At 71.2% G+C, this 19,145-nt stretch carries 17 protein-coding genes and 2 tRNA genes; 14 read left to right on the plus strand and 5 right to left on the minus strand.

Annotated features, from left to right (window positions below; genetic code table 11):
- Nucleotides 1–164 precede the first annotated feature (164 nt).
- Nucleotides 165–749 (plus strand): biotin transporter BioY, encoded by a 585-nt coding sequence (locus OG906_RS22420; RefSeq protein ID WP_329445253.1) that lies wholly within the window; start codon nt 165–167, stop codon nt 747–749.
- 83 nt (nt 750–832) lie between these two features.
- Here the strand turns inward: OG906_RS22420 and OG906_RS22425 are convergent, their stop codons facing one another.
- Nucleotides 833–2,266 carry an amino acid permease gene (locus OG906_RS22425; protein WP_329445255.1) on the minus strand — a complete coding sequence of 478 codons (1,434 nt, stop codon included), beginning with the start codon at nt 2,264–2,266 and terminating at the stop codon, nt 833–835.
- 218 nt (nt 2,267–2,484) lie between these two features.
- Between OG906_RS22425 and OG906_RS22430 the strand changes: the two genes are divergently transcribed.
- Entirely contained in the window at nt 2,485–2,970 is a 486-nt protein-coding gene (locus tag OG906_RS22430; RefSeq protein WP_329445256.1) for a ribose-5-phosphate isomerase, read from the plus strand.
- A 187-nt stretch (nt 2,971–3,157) separates the two neighbouring features.
- Nucleotides 3,158–3,964: an Fpg/Nei family DNA glycosylase gene (locus OG906_RS22435; protein ID WP_267798774.1), complete on the plus strand. Its 807-nt coding sequence runs from the start codon at nt 3,158–3,160 to the stop codon at nt 3,962–3,964.
- Between the two features lie 112 nt (nt 3,965–4,076).
- Here OG906_RS22435 and OG906_RS22440 read toward each other — a convergent pair whose 3' ends face one another.
- Entirely contained in the window at nt 4,077–5,312 is a 1,236-nt protein-coding gene (locus tag OG906_RS22440) for a GNAT family N-acetyltransferase (RefSeq protein WP_329445259.1), read from the minus strand.
- Between the two features lie 144 nt (nt 5,313–5,456).
- On the opposite strand from OG906_RS22440, the gene OG906_RS22445 reads away from it, so the two are divergent.
- The 6 genes from OG906_RS22445 to OG906_RS22470 all read left to right on the plus strand — a co-directional run bounded on the left by OG906_RS22445 (nt 5,457) and on the right by OG906_RS22470 (nt 12,348).
- Nucleotides 5,457–6,572 (plus strand): PP2C family protein-serine/threonine phosphatase, encoded by a 1,116-nt coding sequence (locus tag OG906_RS22445; protein WP_385642367.1) that lies wholly within the window; start codon nt 5,457–5,459, stop codon nt 6,570–6,572.
- Between the two features lie 126 nt (nt 6,573–6,698).
- A complete protein-coding gene (locus tag OG906_RS22450; RefSeq protein ID WP_329445261.1) occupies nt 6,699–7,646 on the plus strand; it encodes an ABC transporter ATP-binding protein in 948 nt (315 codons plus the stop codon).
- A complete protein-coding gene (locus OG906_RS22455) occupies nt 7,646–10,015 on the plus strand; it encodes an ABC transporter permease (protein WP_329445263.1) in 2,370 nt (789 codons plus the stop codon). The genes OG906_RS22450 and OG906_RS22455 overlap by 1 nt, the downstream gene beginning before the upstream one ends.
- Before the next feature lie 128 nt (nt 10,016–10,143).
- Nucleotides 10,144–11,535 (plus strand): pyridoxal phosphate-dependent decarboxylase family protein, encoded by a 1,392-nt coding sequence (locus tag OG906_RS22460; RefSeq protein WP_329445265.1) that lies wholly within the window; start codon nt 10,144–10,146, stop codon nt 11,533–11,535.
- On the plus strand, nt 11,532–11,987 hold the full coding sequence (locus tag OG906_RS22465; RefSeq protein ID WP_329445267.1) for an HD domain-containing protein: 456 nt from the start codon (nt 11,532–11,534) through the stop codon (nt 11,985–11,987). The genes OG906_RS22460 and OG906_RS22465 overlap by 4 nt, the downstream gene beginning before the upstream one ends.
- Before the next feature lie 166 nt (nt 11,988–12,153).
- On the plus strand, nt 12,154–12,348 hold the full coding sequence (locus tag OG906_RS22470) for a hypothetical protein (RefSeq protein ID WP_053674919.1): 195 nt from the start codon (nt 12,154–12,156) through the stop codon (nt 12,346–12,348).
- 149 nt (nt 12,349–12,497) lie between these two features.
- Here OG906_RS22470 and OG906_RS22475 read toward each other — a convergent pair whose 3' ends face one another.
- Both OG906_RS22475 and OG906_RS22480 read right to left on the minus strand, forming a co-directional pair.
- Nucleotides 12,498–12,683 carry an Imm32 family immunity protein gene (locus tag OG906_RS22475; protein WP_329445274.1) on the minus strand — a complete coding sequence of 62 codons (186 nt, stop codon included), beginning with the start codon at nt 12,681–12,683 and terminating at the stop codon, nt 12,498–12,500.
- 313 nt (nt 12,684–12,996) lie between these two features.
- Nucleotides 12,997–13,067 (minus strand) — tRNA-Gly (locus tag OG906_RS22480).
- A gap of 189 nt (nt 13,068–13,256) precedes the next feature.
- Between OG906_RS22480 and OG906_RS22485 the strand changes: the two genes are divergently transcribed.
- The 5 genes from OG906_RS22485 to clpX all read left to right on the plus strand — a co-directional run bounded on the left by OG906_RS22485 (nt 13,257) and on the right by clpX (nt 17,974).
- Nucleotides 13,257–13,333: transfer RNA gene (locus OG906_RS22485), tRNA-Pro, on the plus strand.
- Between the two features lie 163 nt (nt 13,334–13,496).
- A complete protein-coding gene (gene tig, locus OG906_RS22490; protein ID WP_329445276.1) occupies nt 13,497–14,891 on the plus strand; it encodes a trigger factor in 1,395 nt (464 codons plus the stop codon).
- 297 nt (nt 14,892–15,188) lie between these two features.
- Nucleotides 15,189–15,806: an ATP-dependent Clp protease proteolytic subunit gene (locus tag OG906_RS22495; RefSeq protein ID WP_053674923.1), complete on the plus strand. Its 618-nt coding sequence runs from the start codon at nt 15,189–15,191 to the stop codon at nt 15,804–15,806.
- Between the two features lie 53 nt (nt 15,807–15,859).
- On the plus strand, nt 15,860–16,534 hold the full coding sequence (locus OG906_RS22500; protein WP_053674925.1) for an ATP-dependent Clp protease proteolytic subunit: 675 nt from the start codon (nt 15,860–15,862) through the stop codon (nt 16,532–16,534).
- Nucleotides 16,535–16,687: 153 nt separating this feature from the next.
- A complete protein-coding gene (gene clpX, locus OG906_RS22505; protein WP_053674927.1) occupies nt 16,688–17,974 on the plus strand; it encodes an ATP-dependent Clp protease ATP-binding subunit ClpX in 1,287 nt (428 codons plus the stop codon).
- An 82-nt stretch (nt 17,975–18,056) separates the two neighbouring features.
- Here the strand turns inward: clpX and OG906_RS22510 are convergent, their stop codons facing one another.
- Nucleotides 18,057–19,022 (minus strand): hypothetical protein, encoded by a 966-nt coding sequence (locus tag OG906_RS22510; protein ID WP_329445279.1) that lies wholly within the window; start codon nt 19,020–19,022, stop codon nt 18,057–18,059.
- Nucleotides 19,023–19,145: the final 123 nt, after the last annotated feature.

Consider the following 19,145-nt stretch of genomic DNA (forward strand, 5'->3'; position numbering starts at 1 on the left):
TTGCTCGTGATGCGGATCACTTCAACTGGGGTGTGACCCGGGCTCTTTGTGTACTCCCCACCAAACCGGGGAGTACGGCTTTGTCCCGGCCGGCGGTGGGGCGGAGCCCTGCACCGGACTAACGTCGGTGATCGTCCCGTCACCACCACCCCCGGAGCCTCCCGATGAGCACCGCTTCCGTCTCCTTCCGGCCCGGCGCCGTCCTCGCCGACCTGCTGCCCGCGAGCCGCGTCCGTGACATCGCGCTCGTCGTCGGCGGCGCCGCGCTCACCGGCATCGCCGCGCAGATCGCCGTGCCCGTCCCCGGCTCCCCGGTCCCGGTCACCGGCCAGACCTTCGCCGCCCTGCTGGTCGGCACCGCGTTCGGTGCCCGGCGCGGCTTCCTCGCGCTGGCCCTGTACGCGCTCGTGGGCATGGCGGGCGTGCCGTGGTTCGCGGGCGGCACCTCCGGCGCCGGCGGCGCCTCCTTCGGCTACGTCCTCGGCATGCTGCTCGCCGCCACCGTCGTCGGCGCCCTCGCGCGGCGCGGCGCCGACCGCTCGGTCGCGCGCACGGCGGGCACGATGGTGCTCGGATCCGCGCTCATCTACGCCGTCGGCGTGCCCTACCTGGCGCTGTCCACCGGGATGTCCTTCGGCGCGGCCGTCGCGGCGGGCCTGACCCCGTTCCTGCTCGGCGACGCCCTCAAGGCCGCGCTGGCCATGGGCGCCCTGCCGGCCACCTGGAAGCTGGCCGGCCGCCGCGGCTGATCCCGTACGCGTCGACCACGACGCAGCCCCCGGACCGCGAGCGGCGGTCCGGGGGCTGCTGTCGTTCACGGGCGATCGATCGCTCAGACGCGCGCGGCGGCCTTGCGGCGCATGTCGCGCACCACGCCGATGGCCAGCACCACGGCCGCCACCAGCAGGGAGAGCAGGACGACCTGGCGGTTGTCCTTGTCGTAGACCATGTAGGCCAGGACGAAGGTGATCATGCCGGCGGTGGCCCAGGTGAGGTACGGGAAGAGCCACATCTTGACGGCGAGCTTCTCCGGCGCCTCGCGCTCCAGGATCTTGCGCATGCGCAGCTGGGTCAGGCAGATGACCAGCCACACGAAGAGGGCGATGGCACCCGAGGAGTTCAGCAGGAAGGTGAAGACCGTGTCCTTGAAGGCGTAGTTGAAGTAGACGGCGACGAAGCCGAACACCACGGAGCCCAGGATCGCGACCGTCGGGACGCCCCGCTTGTTGACCTTGGCGAAGGCCTTCGGGGCGTCACCGCGCTCGCCCAGCGAGAACGCCATGCGGGAGGCGGTGTACAGGCCCGAGTTCAGGCAGGACAGCACGGCGGTCAGCACGATCACGTTCATGATCTGGCCGGCGTGGGCGATGCCGATGGAGTCCAGGGCGGCCACGTAGGAGCCCTTGTCGACGATCGACTTGTCGTTCCACGGCAGCAGGGTCAGGACGATGAAGATCGAGCCCAGGTAGAAGATGCCGATGCGCCAGATCACCGAGTTGGTGGCCTTGGTGACCGCGCGGCGCGGGTCCTCGGACTCGCCGGCGGCCAGCGTGACGATCTCGCTGCCCATGAAGGAGAAGACGACCATCAGCACACCGGTGAGGATCGAGCCCCAACCGTTGGGCATGAATCCGCCCGCGTCGGTGAGGTGCGCGAAACCGGCGCCGGGGTTGTCCGAGCCCGGCAGCACGCCGAAGACGGCCAGCATGCCGATGATCACGAACGCGCCGATGGCGACGACCTTGATGCCGGCGAACCAGAACTCGAACTCGCCGTACGAGGCGACCGAGCCGAGGTTGGTGACGGTCAGGACCGCCATCACGATCAGAGCCCAGGCCCACTGCGGGACGGCCGGGACCCAGCCTTCGAGGATCACCGCGCCGGCGGTGGCCTCCACGGCCAGCACGACGACCCAGAAGAACCAGTACAGCCAGCCGATGGAGAAGCCGGCCCAGCGACCGAGCGCGCGGTCGGCGTACGCGGAGAACGAGCCCGAGTTCGGGCTGGCGGCGGCCATCTCGCCGAGCATCCGCATCACGAAGACGACCATGGCGCCGACGAGTGCGTACGAGACGAGGATGGCGGGACCGGCCTTGGCGATGCCGCCGCCGGAGCCGACGAAAAGACCGGCGCCGATGACGCCGCCAATGGCGATCATGGACAGGTGGCGGTTCTTCAGACCGGCCTTCAGACCGTCGGAGGGCTTGGCGTCGCCGGGGGTGCCGGAGGGGTCGCCTGCCTTCTGAAGGGTCGTCGTGGAGCTCATGGACGATTCCTTAGGTTCTCGGGTTGCGAGCCCCGGCATTCAAACCTGAGTTACCTCCAATACGGAAGAGTTTCTTCCGATGGTTGCCCTGGGCACAAGGTCCGGGACGAAGGTCCCGACCCGTCCTGTCTGGGTTCTTTGGGTTTATTTGAGGTTGAGAAGTGATTTACGCGACACCCGCTGCGGGCCCCGGGTCCGGCGCGTGCCACACTCGACCCATGCGCGTGTACCTCGGATCCGACCATGCCGGCTTTGAGCTCAAGAACCACCTGGTGGACTGGCTCAAGAACAACGGCCACGAGCCCGTCGACTGCGGGCCCCACATCTACGACGCGGTGGACGACTACCCGCCCTTCTGCCTGCGGGCCGCGGAGCGGACCGCCGCGGACGGCGAGAGCCTCGGCATCGTGATCGGCGGCTCCGGCAACGGCGAGCAGATCGCCGCGAACAAGGTCAAGGGCGTCCGCGCGATCCTCGCCTGGAGCGTGGAGACCGCCAAGCTCGGCCGTGAGCACAACAACGCCAACGTGATCTCCGTCGGCGGTCGGATGCACACGCAGGACGAGGCTGTCAGCTTCATCGAGGCCTTCCTGGCGACCCCGTACTCCGGCGAGGAGCGCCACACCCGCCGCATCGACATGCTCTCCGCCTACGAGCTGACCGGCGAGCTGCCCCCGATCCCGGCCCACCACCCGCAGGCCTGACACCCCTCCGCCGTGCCGCCGGAAAGCCCCGGTGGCGCGGCGGTTTCGTGCCGCCGTCCGGCCGCGGCGCCACCGGCGCCACCGCGGCGCGGCCCGGCCGTCCCGCCGTCGTGCGGGGCCGTCCCGCGTCGTGTCGCCCCGCCGTGGCGCCGTCCCGTCCCGTCGTCGTGTCTCAAGGAGCAGCGTCGTGCCCGAGGGGCATACGATCCACCGCCTCGCCCAGGACCACACCGAGCGGTTCGCCGCCCGCCCGGTCCGGGTCAGCAGCCCGCAGGGCCGGTTCGCCGAGAGCGCCGCACTGCTCGACGGCCGTGAGCTGGAGAGCGCCGAGGCGCACGGCAAGCACCTCTTCCTGGAACTCGGGGACGCCTGGATCCACATCCACCTCGGCCTCTTCGGCAAGCTCGGCTTCGGCCCCGCCCCGGCCCCGCCCGCCGCGGACACCGTGCGGCTGCGCCTGCTGAACGCCGACCACTGGGCCGACCTGCGCGGCCCCACCGCCTGCGCGCTGATCGGCGACGGCGAGAAGAAGGCGATACACGACCGGCTCGGCCCCGACCCGCTGCGCCCGGACGACGACCCGGACCGGGCCTGGGCGCGGATCTCCCGCTCCCGCACCACCGTCGCGGCCCTCCTCATGGACCAGAAGGTGATCGCGGGCGTCGGCAACGTCTACCGCGCGGAGGTCCTCTTCCGGCACGGCATCGACCCGTACCGCCTCGGCCGGGACCTCACCCGCCGCGAATGGGACGCGATCTGGGCCGACCTGGTCCTGCTGATGCGCGAGGGCGTACGGAACAACCGGATCGACACCGTCCGCGACGAACACCTGCCCGAGGCCATGGGGCGCCCGCCCAGGGTGGACGACCACGGCGGCGAGGTGTACGTCTACCGGAGGGCGAACATGCCCTGCCACATCTGCGGGGGCGAGATCCGCACCGCCGATCTCGCCGCCCGCAACCTCTTCTGGTGCCCCGACTGCCAGACGCGTTAGCGCCCGGGCCCGACCGCCGGAGGTCGTGGGGCCCCGGAAGCCGTGAGGCAATGGAAGCCGGCCCCGGAACCCGTGTGGCGTCGGAACCCGTGCGACCGCCGCCCGTGCCCCGCTAGAACCCGTGCGGCAGCCAGGGGGCCACATCGCCCCGGAAGGCGCGCGAGGCCTCGGCCAGGGCCCCCGGGCGCAGCTCGCGGACCCGCCCGGCGGCTGCCAGCGAGACGAGGGTGATCCCGCCCAGATAGGCGGACCCGAGTTCCCGGACGGACAGCTCCAGCTCGGCCGGCTCGGCCGTCCGCACGCAGGACGCACCGCCCTTCCCGTCGACGGTCAGCCGCCAGCGCCCCTCGTTCCACGGGCAGAACGCGTCCTCCACCTCCAGGACCACGTCCAGCGGCGCCCCGTACGCCCGCGCCTCCAGCGCCGCGCTGACGTCCACGAGCCGTACGTGCAGCGCGTCGCGCGGGAACGGCCGGGACCGCCGGACATCGCTGACCAGGTGCAGGACCGGATCGTCCACCGGCCGCTTGGTCGCCCGTACGGAGGAGGTCAGGTCGATCTCGAAGAGGTAGCGCCACAGCGCGGCCGTGGCCGCCGGATCCAGCGCGTCCAGGTCGGCCAGATCGACCCGGCCCTCGGCGCCTGTCAGCTCCCAGTCGGGCTTCACCCGATAGCGGGCGTACCCGATCACCTCCCCGTCCGGCCGCCGCGCCACCACGCACTTGAGCGGGGACGCCCCGCCCCGCATGCTCTCCGGGTCCAGCAGCGCCTGCCGCTCCCAGCCCGGCTGCCGGGCCGGCATCCCGGGCCGCCGGGGGACCAGCTCGGCGTACACCTGCTCGCAGTCGGGCAGCGCCTTCTCCGGGTCCACGAGCTCCAGCACGACCTCGTCCGTGCCCGGCGGCACGGCGAGCCGCACCCGGACCGTGTCGATGTGGACGGCCAGGCCGTACGCACCGGTGCCGTAGCCGAAGCGCCCGTAGATCGCCGGTTCCGAGGCCGTCAGCACGGCGAGCGCCTCACCACCCGCCCGGATGTCGTCCAATTGGCGGCGCATCATCGACGTCAGCACCCCGCGCCGACGGTGCGTCGGCGCCACCCCCACCATGGTCACGCCCGCCGCCGGCACCACCGAGCCGCCGGGGACGGAAAGCCGGAAGCTGAAGGCGCCCGCCGAACCCACGCAGGTCTCGCCGTCCCAGACGCCGAGCGAACGCTCGGGCTCCGTCAGGGACTTGTACAGTTCCCGCTCCGCCGGAGATTCGGGCACACCGCCGAACGCCAGTTCCAAGTGGTCGTACCAGGCATCCCACTCATCAGCCTTCAATACGCGCGTCTCAAGAGCCATATGGCCATCCTTACCAGGGCATTCCGTCCCAGTCGAAATGATTTCGACCGGCGAGGGACCTCAGGTCCGGGGGTACCCCTGCGCACGCACAGCCAGGATGGATAGGGTCCCGATGCAATGGCCGGAGCACGTGTGGAGACGCTCATGGCCCGGACACGCATGCTGTGGCACCGGGCCCGCACCACCCTGCGCAAATCGGCGGTCGACTACTTCCGCGGCGACGGCTCGGACTGGCTCGCCTTCGGCGGGCTGCTCCTGACCATTCCCGCGATCGCGTGCGGCACGCTGATGATGCCCGTCTGGTTTTCGCCGGCCGCGCTGGTCCTGCCCATCGTGGCGGGCGGCCTGCTGCTGAGACCCGCCAGCCTGCTCGCGCTCTACGCCGCCTCCGCGGCCGCCCTGATCGTCGAGGCCCTGGTCCTCGGCCCGTACACCCAGGGCCCCGCCCGGGTCACCCCGGGCACCGTGCTCGTCGTCGCCGCCTGCGGGTTCTTCGGGCTGGTCATCGCCCAGTTCCGCAGCCGCGTCGGCGTGCCCTGGCGGCGCGGCGGCACCATGCTCTTCGACCTGCGCGAACGGATCCGGGTCCAGAGCAAACTGCCCTCCCTGCCACCCGGCTGGCACCGTGAGATGGCCCTGCGCCCCGCCGGCGGCCAGTCCTTTTCCGGCGACTTCGTCGTCGCCGCCCGCACCAACGGCGGCCGCACCCTGGAGATCGTCCTGACCGACGTCTCCGGCAAGGGCATGGAGGCCGGCTCCCGCGCCCTGCTGCTGTCCGGCGCGTTCGGCGGCCTGCTCGGCGCCCTCCCGCCCCACGGGTTCCTCCCCGCCGCCAACGGCTACCTCCTGCGCCAGGACTGGGAAGAGGGCTTCGCCACCTCCATCCACCTCGTCCTGGACCTGGAGAGCGGCGACTACGAACTGCTCTCCGCCGGCCACCTCCCCGCCCTCCAACTCTCCGCCGGCACCGGCCGCTGGCGGGAGGTCTCCGGCGAGGGCCCGCTCCTCGGCGTCTACGACGGGGCCGAGTTCGAGCCCGCCCGCGGCAACCTGCGGCGCGGCGACGTCCTGATGCTCTTCACCGACGGCCTCGTCGAGACCGCCGACCGCGACATCAGCGAGGGCATCGACCGCCTCACCGGCGAAGCCGACCGCTACGTCGCCGCCGGCTGGGAGGGCGCCGCCTGGCACCTCATCGAGAAGGTCGCCAAGGACGTCAACGACGACCGCGCCCTGCTGCTCATCCGCCGCTCCATGTGAGCCGGTGGTGGGGTTTTCCCCACCACCGACCCGCCTGGTTCCGCCATGGTCCGCACCCCGACGTGCTCCGTAGCGTCGCAAACACGATCAGGACCTGATCGGCGGACACGGACGGACGGGCACACCATGGGGATCCTGCGGAACAAGCGGCGGCGCGAAGAGCGGGAGCCGGCGCACGAGCACGGAACCCCGCCCACCGCGGACGCCGCGTACGGAACCCCGCCCACCGCGGACGCCGCGTACGGAACCCCGTCCCCGACCGATGCCGGGTTCGGAACCCCGCCCCCGGCCGGCGCCGCGTACGGAACGCCGTCCCCGGCCGCCGTCGAACTGCGCGGCGTACGGCGCCGCTACGGGCGCGGCGGCGGCGCCGTACACGCCCTGCGCGGCATCGACCTCAGCCTGCCGCGCGGCAGCTTCACCGCCGTCATGGGCCCCTCCGGCTCCGGCAAGTCCACCTTCCTCCAGTGCGCCGCCGGCCTCGACCTGCCCACCGAGGGCTCCGTCCGTCTCGGCGGCACCGAGATCACCGGCATGAACGAGAACCAGCTCACCGAACTGCGCCGCAGCCGCCTCGGCTTCGTCTTCCAGGCCTTCAACCTGCTGCCCTCCCTCACCGTCGAACAGAACGTCCTGCTCCCGATGCGCCTCGCCGGCGGCGGAACCGCACGCCAGGGCCGGGCCCACGCCGCCGAACTGCTCGCCCGCGTCGGCCTGGAGGGCAAGGGACACCGACGCCCCACCGAACTCTCCGGCGGCCAACAGCAGCGCGTGGCCATCGCCCGCGCCCTCGTCACCCGCCCCGACGTGATCTTCGCCGACGAACCCACCGGCGCCCTCGACACCACCACCGCAGCCGAGGTCCTCGACCTGCTGCGCTCCGCCGTCGACTCCCTCGGCGCCACCGTCGTCATGGTCACCCACGACCCCGTCGCCGCCACCCACGCCGACCAGGTGCTCTTCCTCGCCGACGGCCTCATCGCGGACCGACTGCCGCGCACCGACGCCACCGCCATCGCCGCCCGGATGCGCACCCTCACCACCCGCCCCGCACTCGCGGGAGCGGCGGCCTGATGCCCACCCCGAACGGCCTGGCCCGCGCCGCGCTGCGGTTTCGCCCCGCGGCGTTCGCCGGCACCTTCATCGCCCTCCTCCTGACCGTCGCCATCGTGTCCGCCTGCGGGATCCTGCTGGAGAGCGGACTGCGGGCGAGCGTCCCGCCCACCCGCTACGCCCAGGCCCCCGTCGTGGTCGCCGCCGACCAGCAGGTCCGCATGCGGGCCGGCGCCGGCGAGGGCACCTACGAGGTCACCGCCGCCGTCCCCGAACGGGCCCGCGTCGACGCCGCCCTGCTGGAGCGGCTCACCCCGCTCGGCCGGGCCGTCCCCGACGTGACCTTCCCCGTACGGGACGCCGCCGGAGCCGCCCTCGACGCGTCCGGCTGGGGCTCCACCGCCTTCACCGGCGAACACCTCGCCGCCGGCCGGGCCCCGACCCGCCCCGGAGAGGTCGCCCTCGGCACGGCCGCCGGCCCCGACCGGGTACGCCTGGACACCCCCGCCGGACAGCGCGAGTTCCGCGTCGTCGGACGCACCGACCGGCCCGGAGCCTGGTTCTCCGACACCGAGGCCCGCGCCCTGTCCGGGCACCCCGACGCGCTCGACGCCATCGTGCTCCTCGACGCGGACCCGCGCGCCGCCACCCCGGCGGTCCGGGCCGCCGTCGGCAACCGTGCCCAGGTCCTCACCGGCGCCGCCCGCGTCATGGACCCGCGACTGGAGGGCGCCAAGGCGCTGCTGTCCGGCCTCGGCGGCTCCTTCGGCGGCGTCGCCACCCTCGTCGCCGTCTTCACCGCCGCCGGCACCGTCGCGCTCTCCGTCGGCCAACGCTCCCGCGAGTTCGCCCTGCTGCGGGCCATCGGCGCGACCCCCCGCCAGATCCGACGCACCGTCGCCACCGAGGCCCTGCTCGTCGCACCCGCCGCCGGCGCGCTCGGCTGCGTACCCGGCATCGCCCTGGCCTCCTGGTGGTTCGGGCAACTCCGGCAGAAGGGCGCCATCCCCGACGCCGTCGAACTGTCCGTCTCCTGGATCCCCCTGCTCAGCGCCGTCGGCATCGGCCTCGCCACCGCCCTGCTCGCCGGCTGGGCCGCCGCCCGCCGACCCGCCCGCACCCGGCCCGGACAGGCCCTCGCCGCAGCCGCCGTCGAACGCCTGCGACCCGGCTGGATCCGCACCCCCCTCGGCCTCGCCGCCCTCGTCGGCGGGATCGTCTGCGCGCGCCTGGCCGCCGGGAACACCGGCGAGGACGCCGCCAACGCCTCCCTCGGCGTGGTCATGCTCTTCATGCTCGCCGTCGCCCTGCTCGGCCCGCTCGTCGCCCGCGCCTGCGCGGCCGTGTTCGGCCTCCCGCTGCGCGCCACCGGGCCCGCCGGCCGACTCGCCGCCGCCAACTCCCGTACCAACGCCCGCCGACTCGCCTCCGCGATCACCCCGATCGTGCTCGCCATGGCCTTCTCCTCGACCCTCGTCTTCCTGCACACCAGCCAGGACCGGGCCACCCGCCAACAGCAGGAGGCCGGGCTGCTCGCCGACCACGTCGTCACCGACCCGCGCTCCACCGACGCCGGCATCGCGGTCACCCGCACCTCCGTCCTCGCCGTGACGGGCTCCGGCGCCGACCGCTGGTTCCAGTCCGCCACCGCCCAGGGCGTCTCCGGCGACCCGACCCCGGTCCAGGACCTCGGCGTACGCTCCGGCTCCCTCGCGCACCTGCGCCCCGGCACCGTCGCCGTCGACCGCACCCTCGCCGACTCCGCGCACGCCTCGGTGGGCGACCGCATCGACCTGCGGCTCCCCGACGGCACCCCGACCCGCCCCGAGATCACCGCCGTCTACACCCGAGGCCTCGGATTCGCGCAGGTCACCCTGCCCGCCGCGGACCTCGCCGGACACACCACCGCGGGCCGGCCCACCGAACTCCTCGTCCGCGGCCCCGTACCGGCCGACGCCGGCCCGGCGATCGCCGCGTCCCGGTGGACCGCCGCCCAGGACCTCGACCGCGCGCTCAACGCCTGGGCCAACACCACCATGGCGGCCGTACTCGGCGGCTTCGCGGCCGTCGCCGCCGCGAACACCCTCGTGATGACCGTCCTCGACCGCCGCCGCGAACTGCGGATGCTGCGCCTCGTCGGCTCCACCCGCCGGCAGGTCCTGCGCATGCTCCGCTGGGAAGCCCTGCTGATCACCGGCGCGGGCATCACCCTCGGCTCCGCCATCGCCCTGGCCACCCTGATCCCCCTGACCCAGGCCGTCACCGGCACGGGCCCGTACGTCCCGCCCCTCGTCTACGCGTCCTTCGCGGCGTCCGCCCTGCTCCTGGGCCTCACCGCCACGGCCCTCCCCGGCCGCCTCCTCACCCGCCGCCCGTCGCGGACGGCCTGACGCCGGGTCTTCGGGGAGTGCCCCGCCCCCGGGGGCTCCGGGGGGCATGACCCCGGGGGCGCAGGGGGCGGGCCACTCCCACCCGATTGGCCCGCCCCCGGAGCCCCGCGAAGACCTACCGTGCCCCCATGCACCGCACCCTCGCCGCCGACCTCGCCCGCCTCCCGGACCTCCTCGACGCCACCCGCCGGGCGGCCGTCGAGGCCCTCGCCGGCCTGGACGCGCGTCCCGTCGTACCCCCGCGCCCCACACCGGACCCGCACCCCGAACCCCTCCCCGCCCACGGCGCCGGCGCGGACGCCGCCCTGGACGCCTTCCAACGCCGCTGGGCGCCCCTCCTGTCGGCCTCCGCCGGCCCCCGCTACCTCGGCTTCGTCACCGGCGGCGCCACCCCCGCCGCCCTCGCCGGCGACTGGCTGACCGCCGTCCACGACCAGAACTCCAACTCCGCCCTCGACGGCGCCGGCCAAGACCTGGAACGCGAGACCGTCTCCTGGCTCCGCGACCTCTTCGGCCTCTCCGACGCCCACACCGGCACCTTCCTCAGCGGCGCCACGATGTCCAACACCACCGGCCTCGCCATCGCCCGCGAATGGCTCGGCGAGCGGCGCGGGATCTCCGTCTCCGAGGACGGCGCGGCAGCGCTCGGCCCCGTCCGCGTCCTCTCCGGCGCCCCGCACTCCTCCATCGCCAAGGCCCTCTCCGTCCTCGGCCTCGGCCGCAACGCCCTGGTGCCCGTCCCCACCCTTCCCGGCCGGGAGGCCGTCGACCCCGCCGCCCTCGACCGGGCCCTCGCGGACACCCCCGGCCCGGCCGTCGTCGTCGCCAACGCCGGCACCGTCAACACCGTCGACTTCGACGACCTCCGCGCCATCGCCGCCCTGCGCGAACGCCACGACTTCTGGCTCCACACCGATGCCGCCTTCGGCGCCTTCGCCGCGCTCTCCCCGGAACACGCCCACCTCGTCGACGGACTCGACGCCTCGGACTCGGTCTGCGTCGACCTGCACAAGTGGCTGAACGTCCCCTACGACAGCGCCGTCCAGTTCACCCGCCGCCGCGACCTCCAGGCCCGCGTCTTCCAGAACGCCGCCGCCTACCTCGGACCGCTCGGCGAACACCCCGACCTCGTCCACCTCACCCCGGAGAACTCCCACCGACTGCGCGCCCTCGCCGCCTGGTTCACGCTCCACGCCTACGGACGCGAGGGCCACCGGGAGATCGTCGAACGCGACATCGCCTGCGCCCGCTCCCTCGCCGCGGAACTCGCCGAGGACCCCGCCTTCCGCATCCTGGCCCCGGTCCGCCTCAACGTCGTCTGCCTCACCCTCGCCGAGACCCCCACCGCGGCCCGCCTGACGGCCCTGCGTGAAACCGTCGGCACGGAGGTCTTCCTCACCCCCACCGTCTACGCGGGAACCCCCGCCCTGCGCGCCGCGTTCTCCAACTGGCGTACCACGCAGGCGGACGTACGCCGAGCCGCCCAGGCTCTCCGTACGGCAGCAAGGAAGCTCACATGACGGATCACGCCCTGACCCTCATCGAGGTCGAGGCCCTCGCCCGCGCGGCGCACGAGGGCCAGACCGACAAGGCCGGCCGCCCCTACGCCGAACACCTCGCGGCCGTCGCCGAAGGCGTCCGCCTGCGCGGAGGCACCGCCGAACAACAGGCGGCGGCCTGGCTCCACGACGCGATCGAGGACGACGCCCTCACCCCGGAGTGGCTCGAATCGGCCGCCCTGCCGACCCACGTCAAGGACATGGTCCTCGCCCTCACCAAGATCCCGGGCGAACCGGTCGAGGGGTACACGACCCGCATCCTCGCCACCCCGGGCGCCCTCCTCGTCAAGGAGGCCGACCTGGCGCACAACGCCGACCCGGTACGCCTCTCCGTACTCGACGCCCCCACCCGCGACCGCCTGTCCGCCAAGTACGCCCACGTGCGCGCGCTCCTCGGCCTCACCACCCCATGACCCCCGCGCCGCACCCGAAACACGCGACCCTCACATCCCGTTGACGGCAAAGTCACCATGCCTATTCGTCACGGGACGGATAGTCAGGCCCGGTTGGTGGGAGGATGGTGCATGTGGGGGCATGGGCCCCAGGCCGACCAGGGGACGACCGAAGGTGTGATCAGTAGTGGCCATTTCGCTGTCAGTGGTGGTTCTGTTGGCGATCATCCTGGTGATCCTGATCCGCGGCAAGCACATCAAGGCCGGCCCCGCGATCATCGCGGTCCTCTTCGGCTTCTTCCTGGCGTCCAGCTCCATCGCCCCGGACGTCAACCGCTTCCTCAACTCCCTGGCGGACACGATCGCCGGCATCAAGCTCTGAACCCCATGACGCAGAACCGACTTCGGCCGGGCGTCGTTCCTCGGGGACGGGGAACGCCACCCGTGGGAACGGCTGCCGACTGGCGATGACGCGGCATCGGTGGCTGCCCTGGCCACCCTCCACCACCGCGTGAGTGCACGAGGGCGCGCTCAGAGCGAGTCGTCACGCTCCAGGACGAGGCCGGACGAGCCGTCCTCAAGGTCAACGCTCGCATCGAGGTGCAGGTGGTGCCTGTTACGGACGCCAGGGCCGGCGAGCTCCAACAGCCGCTCCGCGAGGACGCGAAGCCCTTCCGCATTCGCCTTGATGAGAGCCTCGCCGGCTGAGCTCTGCACCTTGATCAGCGGTTCGTCCGTGTATCCACGCCGGCCTGCGGCCAGTCGAACAAACGTCCCGGTTCCTCGCGATGAAGCGCCGCCTGTAGTCAGACGAGGGTCCCGGCCTCATCAAGGGGCATCACGTCCGCGACCTTCGGCACACGGGCAACACGCTCGCCGTCGGGACCCGCTGATCGCCGACGCGTTGAGGGGGCTCGCGCGGAAGCGCCGCAAGAGGCACGCAGGGGATGCGGAGAGCTGGTCTCGCCCCCCGGAACGGCGAAGGGCCAGGTCGAGGAGACGTCCTCTGACCTGGCCCTTCGCATCTCTGAGCGGGTGACGGGAATCGAACCCGCGTAGCTAGTTTGGAAGACTAGGGCTCTACCATTGAGCTACACCCGCAAGGCGTGCGACGCAGGTCCGGGGACCGCGGCACGGACAGCATCCTAGCGGGTCGCGGCGGGGGATCGCACACCGCTTTCGGGGGCGGCGTCGTGTCCGGTGTCGGTCCGCGATCACGCGCGCGCACGCCTCTGCGGAAAACGCGCGCGTCGGAGGGTCTCCGGGCATGTACCCTACGTGTCGCACCGACGGGGTGTGGCGCAGCTTGGTAGCGCGTCCGCTTTGGGAGCGGAAGGTCGTCGGTTCGAATCCGGCCACCCCGACCAGCCAGCCTTACCCGCACGATGATCGCGTTGTGGGCTGATTGCCGCTTGCGGTTACTATGCAAGCTGCGTGCCCGTGTGTCTGATGCCGGGCCGAATCCGCTGAACCGCTGAATCACAGCGTGACGGCAGAACCCCCAGCAGTCAGCCACAAGGAGACCGAACCGTGAAGAGCGCCGTGGAGACCCTGAACCCGACTCGGGTTCGGCTCACTGTTGAGGTGCCCTTCGAGGAGCTCAAGGACAGCCTCGACGCGGCCTACAAGAAGATCAACCAGCAGGTCACGGTGAAGGGCTTCCGCAAGGGCAAGATCCCGGCCCGCGTCATCGACCAGCGCTTCGGCCGCGGTGCGGTGCTGGAGGAGGCCGTCAACGACGCCCTCCCGAAGTTCTACACCGAGGCGGTCAACGAGGCCGACCTGAACCCGCTGGGCCAGCCCGAGGTCGACATCAAGGAGCTGAAGGACGGCGAGCTGCTGTCCTTCACCGCCGAGGTGGACGTCCGCCCCGAGATCGAGATCCCGGACTACGCGGGCATCGAGGTCGAGGTCGACGCCATCGACGTCTCCGACGACGAGGTCGAGAAGGCCGTCGAGCAGCTGCGCGGTCGCTTCGCGTCCACCAAGGACGTCGAGCGCGCGGCCGAGGACGGCGACGTCGTCACCATCGACCTTGAGGCCAAGGTCGACGGCGAGGTCCTCGAGGACGGCGTCGCCCAGGACGTCTCCTACACCATCGGCTCGGGCGAGCTTCTCGAAGGCATCGACGAGGCCGTCAAGGGCCTGGAGGCCGGTGGCGAGGCCACCTTCACCTCCCAGCTGAAGGGCGGCTCCGCCGAGGGCAAGGACGCCGAGGTCACCGTCAAGGTCACCAAGGTCTCCGCCCGTGAGCTGCCGGAGCTGGACGACGAGTTCGCGCAGATGGCGAGCGAGTTCGACACCCTCGACGAGCTCAAGGCGGACAGCCGTACCCGCCTGGAGAACCAGAAGCAGTACGACCAGGCCACCCAGGCCCAGGAGCGCGTCCTGGAGAAGTTCCTGGAGCTCGCGGAGATCCCCGTTCCCGAGAAGCTGCTCGCGGACGAGGTCCAGACCCGCAAGCACAACCTGGAGCACCACCAGCTCGGCCAGATGGGTCTGACCATCGAGAAGTTCCTGGAGATCCAGGGCAAGACGGTCGAGGAGTTCGAGGCCGAGACCGGCGAGCAGGCCGTCAAGGGCATCAAGACCCAGTTCCTGCTGGACGCCCTGGTCAACAAGGAGAAGCTGGGCGTGACCCAGGAGGAGCTCACCGAGCACCTCATGCGCCGCGCGCAGTCCTCCGGCATGTCCCCCGACCAGTTCGCCCAGGCGGTCGTCGAGGGTGGCCAGGTTCCGATGCTGGTCGGCGAGGTCGCTCGCGGCAAGGCCCTCGCGGTCGTCGTCGAGAAGGCCAAGGTCACCGACACCAACGGTGAGGTCGTCGACCTGTCCGACGAGGACGAGGACGAGGCCGCCGCCGAGGTCGTCGAGGCCGACGCGGACGCCGACGCCGACGAGGCCAAGGCCGACGAGGCCAAGTAACACCTCGGGCGACGCCTCGCGCGGAGCCCGTTGAGCGTGGCTTGAAACATGCCCCGAAGGGCCCGGACGCAGCAGCGTGCGGGCCCTTCTGCGCTTGCCGGCCGGCGTCCCGACCTTGCGCTCCGAGCGAACAGTTCGGGAAGCGGGATGGCGTTGTCCCACCTGCGCGTTAGGGTCCATGAATACGAGGGCACGGGAGTACCCGAAGCCGGCGGACGTCGTCCGTACCGGTTGGTCCGCGCCCCAGAACGAGACGCTGAGACGGCATGTGGCCGTCGGAGACGAGCAGGTGGATACGTGACGAATCTGAAGCCTTACGCCGCGGGTGAGCCGTCCATCGGTGGCGGCCTCGGCGACCATGTCTACAACCGGCTGCTCGGCGAGCGCATCATCTTCCTCGGCCAGCAGGTAGACGACGACATCGCGAACAAGATCACGGCGCAGCTCCTGCTCCTGGCCGCCGAGCCGGAGAAGGACATCTTCCTGTACATCAACAGCCCCGGCGGCTCGGTGACGGCCGGCATGGCGGTCTACGACACCATGCAGTACATCCCCAACGACGTCGTCACCATCGGCATGGGCATGGCGGCCTCCATGGGCCAGTTCCTGCTGACCGGCGGCGCCAAGGGCAAGCGCTTCGCCCTGCCGAACACCGACATCCTGATGCACCAGGGTTCCGCCGGCATCGGTGGCACCGCGTCCGACATCAAGATCCAGGCCCAGTACCTGCTGCGCACCAAGCAGCGCATGGCCGAGATCACGGCGTTCCACTCGGGCCAGACTGTCGAGGCGATCATCCGCGACGGTGACCGCGACCGCTGGTTCACCTCCGAGGAGGCCAAGGAGTACGGCCTCATCGACGAGATCATCTCGGCCGCGTCCAACGTTCCGGGCGGCGGCGGCACCGGGGCCTGATCCCCGGCAAGCACCGTCAGTCCCCAGTCGACAGCCCGCAGAACGCCACCAGGATGGTGAACACCCAGATGCACATGAACAACCTCTCTCCCGCGAGCGGCCTTTACACCGGCGCTCAGGTGGACAACCGCTACGTCATCCCGCGCTTCGTCGAGCGCACCTCGCAGGGCGTGCGCGAGTACGACCCGTACGCGAAGCTCTTCGAGGAGCGCGTGATCTTCCTCGGCGTGCAGATCGACGACGCCTCCGCCAACGACGTGATGGCGCAGCTGCTGTGCCTGGAGTCGATGGACCCGGACCGCGACATCTCCATCTACATCAACAGCCCCGGTGGCTCCTTCACCGCGCTGACGGCGATCTACGACACCATGCAGTTCGTGAAGCCGGACATCCAGACGGTCTGCATGGGCCAGGCGGCCTCCGCCGCCGCGGTCCTGCTCGCCGCCGGCAGCCCCGGCAAGCGCATGGCCCTTCCGAACGCCCGTGTGCTGATCCACCAGCCCTCCGGCGGCACCGGTCGCGAGCAGCTCTCCGACCTGGAGATCGCGGCGAACGAGATCCTGCGCATGCGTGACCAGCTGGAGACCATGCTGGCCAAGCACTCGACGACGCCGCTGGAGAAGATCCGCGACGACATCGAGCGCGACAAGATCCTGACGGCCGAGGACGCCCTGGCGTACGGCCTGATCGACCAGATCGTTTCGACCCGCAAGAGCAACGCGGTCTGATCCTTGCCGCCAGTTGGCGTGGGCGTTTCGCCGGACGAGGCGATGTGAACCACGTCAAGGGGGCCCCGCAGGGGCCCCCCGGCAAGGTACCGTCGGATATGAGGCACCAGGAGCGCTGAACCAGGCGTCTCCCAGGCGAAGGGGAAGCACCTCGTGGCACGCATCGGTGACGGCGGCGACCTGCTCAAGTGCTCGTTCTGCGGAAAGAGCCAGAAGCAGGTGAAGAAGCTCATCGCAGGACCCGGTGTGTACATCTGCGACGAGTGCATCGACCTCTGCAACGAGATCATCGAAGAGGAACTCGCGGAGACCTCCGAGGTTCGGTGGGAGGAACTCCCCAAGCCCCGTGAGATCTACGAGTTCCTGGAGAGCTACGTCGTCGGCCAGGAGCCGGCGAAGAAGGCGCTCTCCGTCGCGGTCTACAACCACTACAAGCGGGTCCAGGCCGGCGAGAACGGCGGCGCGCAGGGCCGGGACGACGCGATCGAGCTCGCGAAGTCCAACATCCTGCTGCTGGGCCCGACGGGTTCCGGCAAGACGCTGTTGGCGCAGACGCTGGCCCGCATGCTCAACGTTCCGTTCGCCATCGCCGACGCGACGGCGCTGACGGAGGCCGGCTATGTCGGCGAGGACGTCGAGAACATCCTGCTCAAGCTGATCCAGGCGGCCGACTACGACGTCAAGAAGGCCGAGACCGGGATCATCTACATCGACGAGATCGACAAGGTCGCCCGCAAGAGCGAGAACCCGTCGATCACCCGCGATGTGAGCGGCGAGGGCGTGCAGCAGGCCCTCCTGAAGATCCTGGAAGGCACGACGGCCTCCGTCCCGCCGCAGGGCGGGCGCAAGCACCCGCACCAGGAGTTCATCCAGATCGACACGACGAACGTGCTCTTCATCGTGGGCGGCGCGTTCTCGGGTCTGGAGAAGATCATCGAGTCGCGCGCGGGCGCCAAGGGCATCGGCTTCGGTGCGACGATCCGCTCGAAGCGCGAGATCGAGGCGAGCGACCAGTTCCACGAGGTCATGCCGGAGGACCTGGTGAAGTTCGGGATGATCCCCGAGTTCATCGGTCGTCTGCCCGTGCTGACCTCCGTGCACAACCTGGACCGCGAGGCCCTGCTCCAGATCCTGATCGAGCCGCGCAACGCCCTGGTGAAGCAGTACCAGCGGCTGTTCGAACTCGACGGTGTCGAGCTGGACTTCGAGCGCGAGGCGCTGGAGGCCATCGCCGACCAGGCCATCCTCCGCCAGACGGGTGCGCGAGGCCTGCGCGCCATCATGGAAGAGGTCCTGATGTCGGTGATGTACGAGGTCCCGTCTCGCAAGGACGTGGCCCGCGTGGTCATCACTGCGGATGTCGTCCGCTCCAACGTCAACCCGACGCTGGTCCCGCGGATCGTCCCGAAGGACCAGGGCCCGCACGAGAAGTCGGCGTAGCAGCAACGCGGTTGTGAGAAGGGGGCGCCCCGGCCGGTCGGCCGGGGCGCCCCCTTCTCTCACGTCATGGGACGCTCGCGGTTCACTTCTTGACGCGGGCGCTCTTGTAGAGCTTCGCGGTGAACTCGGCGTTCTGTTCCAGCGTGTAGCCCGTCTTGCCCGTCAACACCGCGCCGTTGTCGATCGCGCTGACGACGGCGAGGGTGCTGTAGTCGGCCCAGATGCACACCGGGAGCGTGAGTTCCTTCGGTCCGGGCGTCGTGGACTTCTTGGTCTTGAGCTTGAGTTCCTGGCACTTCATGACCGCGCCCTTGAAGCCGGAGGGGCTGATCTCCTTGGGGCTGCCGATGAGTTCGGCCTCCACGTCCGAGCTGTCCTTGGCGGCGCTGAGCTTGGCCTGGGCGAAGTACCCGTCCACGGTCTTCTCCGGGTCGGCGATCTCGCCGTAGAAGCCCTGGAAGTCGACGCTCTTGCCCGCCAGCGGGTTGGTCGGGTCACCGCCCTGATAGCCCATGCCCACCTGGGTGGGGTTCTTGACGCCCGCAGCCTCGACCTCCTTGCGGCTGGTGTCGGTGAACGGCTTCTGCTTGTACTTCGGGTTCTGCTTGAAGTCGTCCACGTTCGCCGGGGCGACCAGCTTGTAGCCCTTGGTGTCGTCCGACACCGCGCCCCCGCCGCCGCTGCCCAGGAAGTACCAGGCGCCGCCCGCGATGGCCGCCACCAGGACGACCGACAGGACGATCACGCCGGCCTTGGACTTCTTCGGCGGCTGCTGCGGCGGCATCCCGCCGTACGGCGGCTGCTGGGGCGGGATCCCCGGCTGTTGCGGGTAGCCGTAGCCAGGCTGCTGCGGGGGCTGCTGGGGGTAGCCGGGCTGCTGCGGGTACCCCTGGGGGGCGCCCGGCGGGGGCGGCTGCTGGGGGTAGCCGTAGCCGGGCTGCGGGGCAGGTTGCCCGTACGGGTTCGGCTGCTGCGGAGGCGGACCTCCGTAGGGCCCGGGCTGCTGCGGCTGCCCGCCGCCGTACGGTCCCGGCTGGTTGTAACTCATGACCGCGTCCCCCTTTAGGAACTTCTTATGTTGCTCTCATCCTGACGGAAGGACGGCGGGTTCCGGCCGCCGGGGCCCCAGGCGTTACGGAACCACGACGCCGGCGCCGCCCCGATCGGCGAC

The sequence above is a fragment of the Streptomyces sp. NBC_01426 genome (assembly GCF_036231985.1).
In the GTDB taxonomy this organism is placed as follows: Bacteria; Actinomycetota; Actinomycetes; order Streptomycetales; family Streptomycetaceae; genus Streptomyces.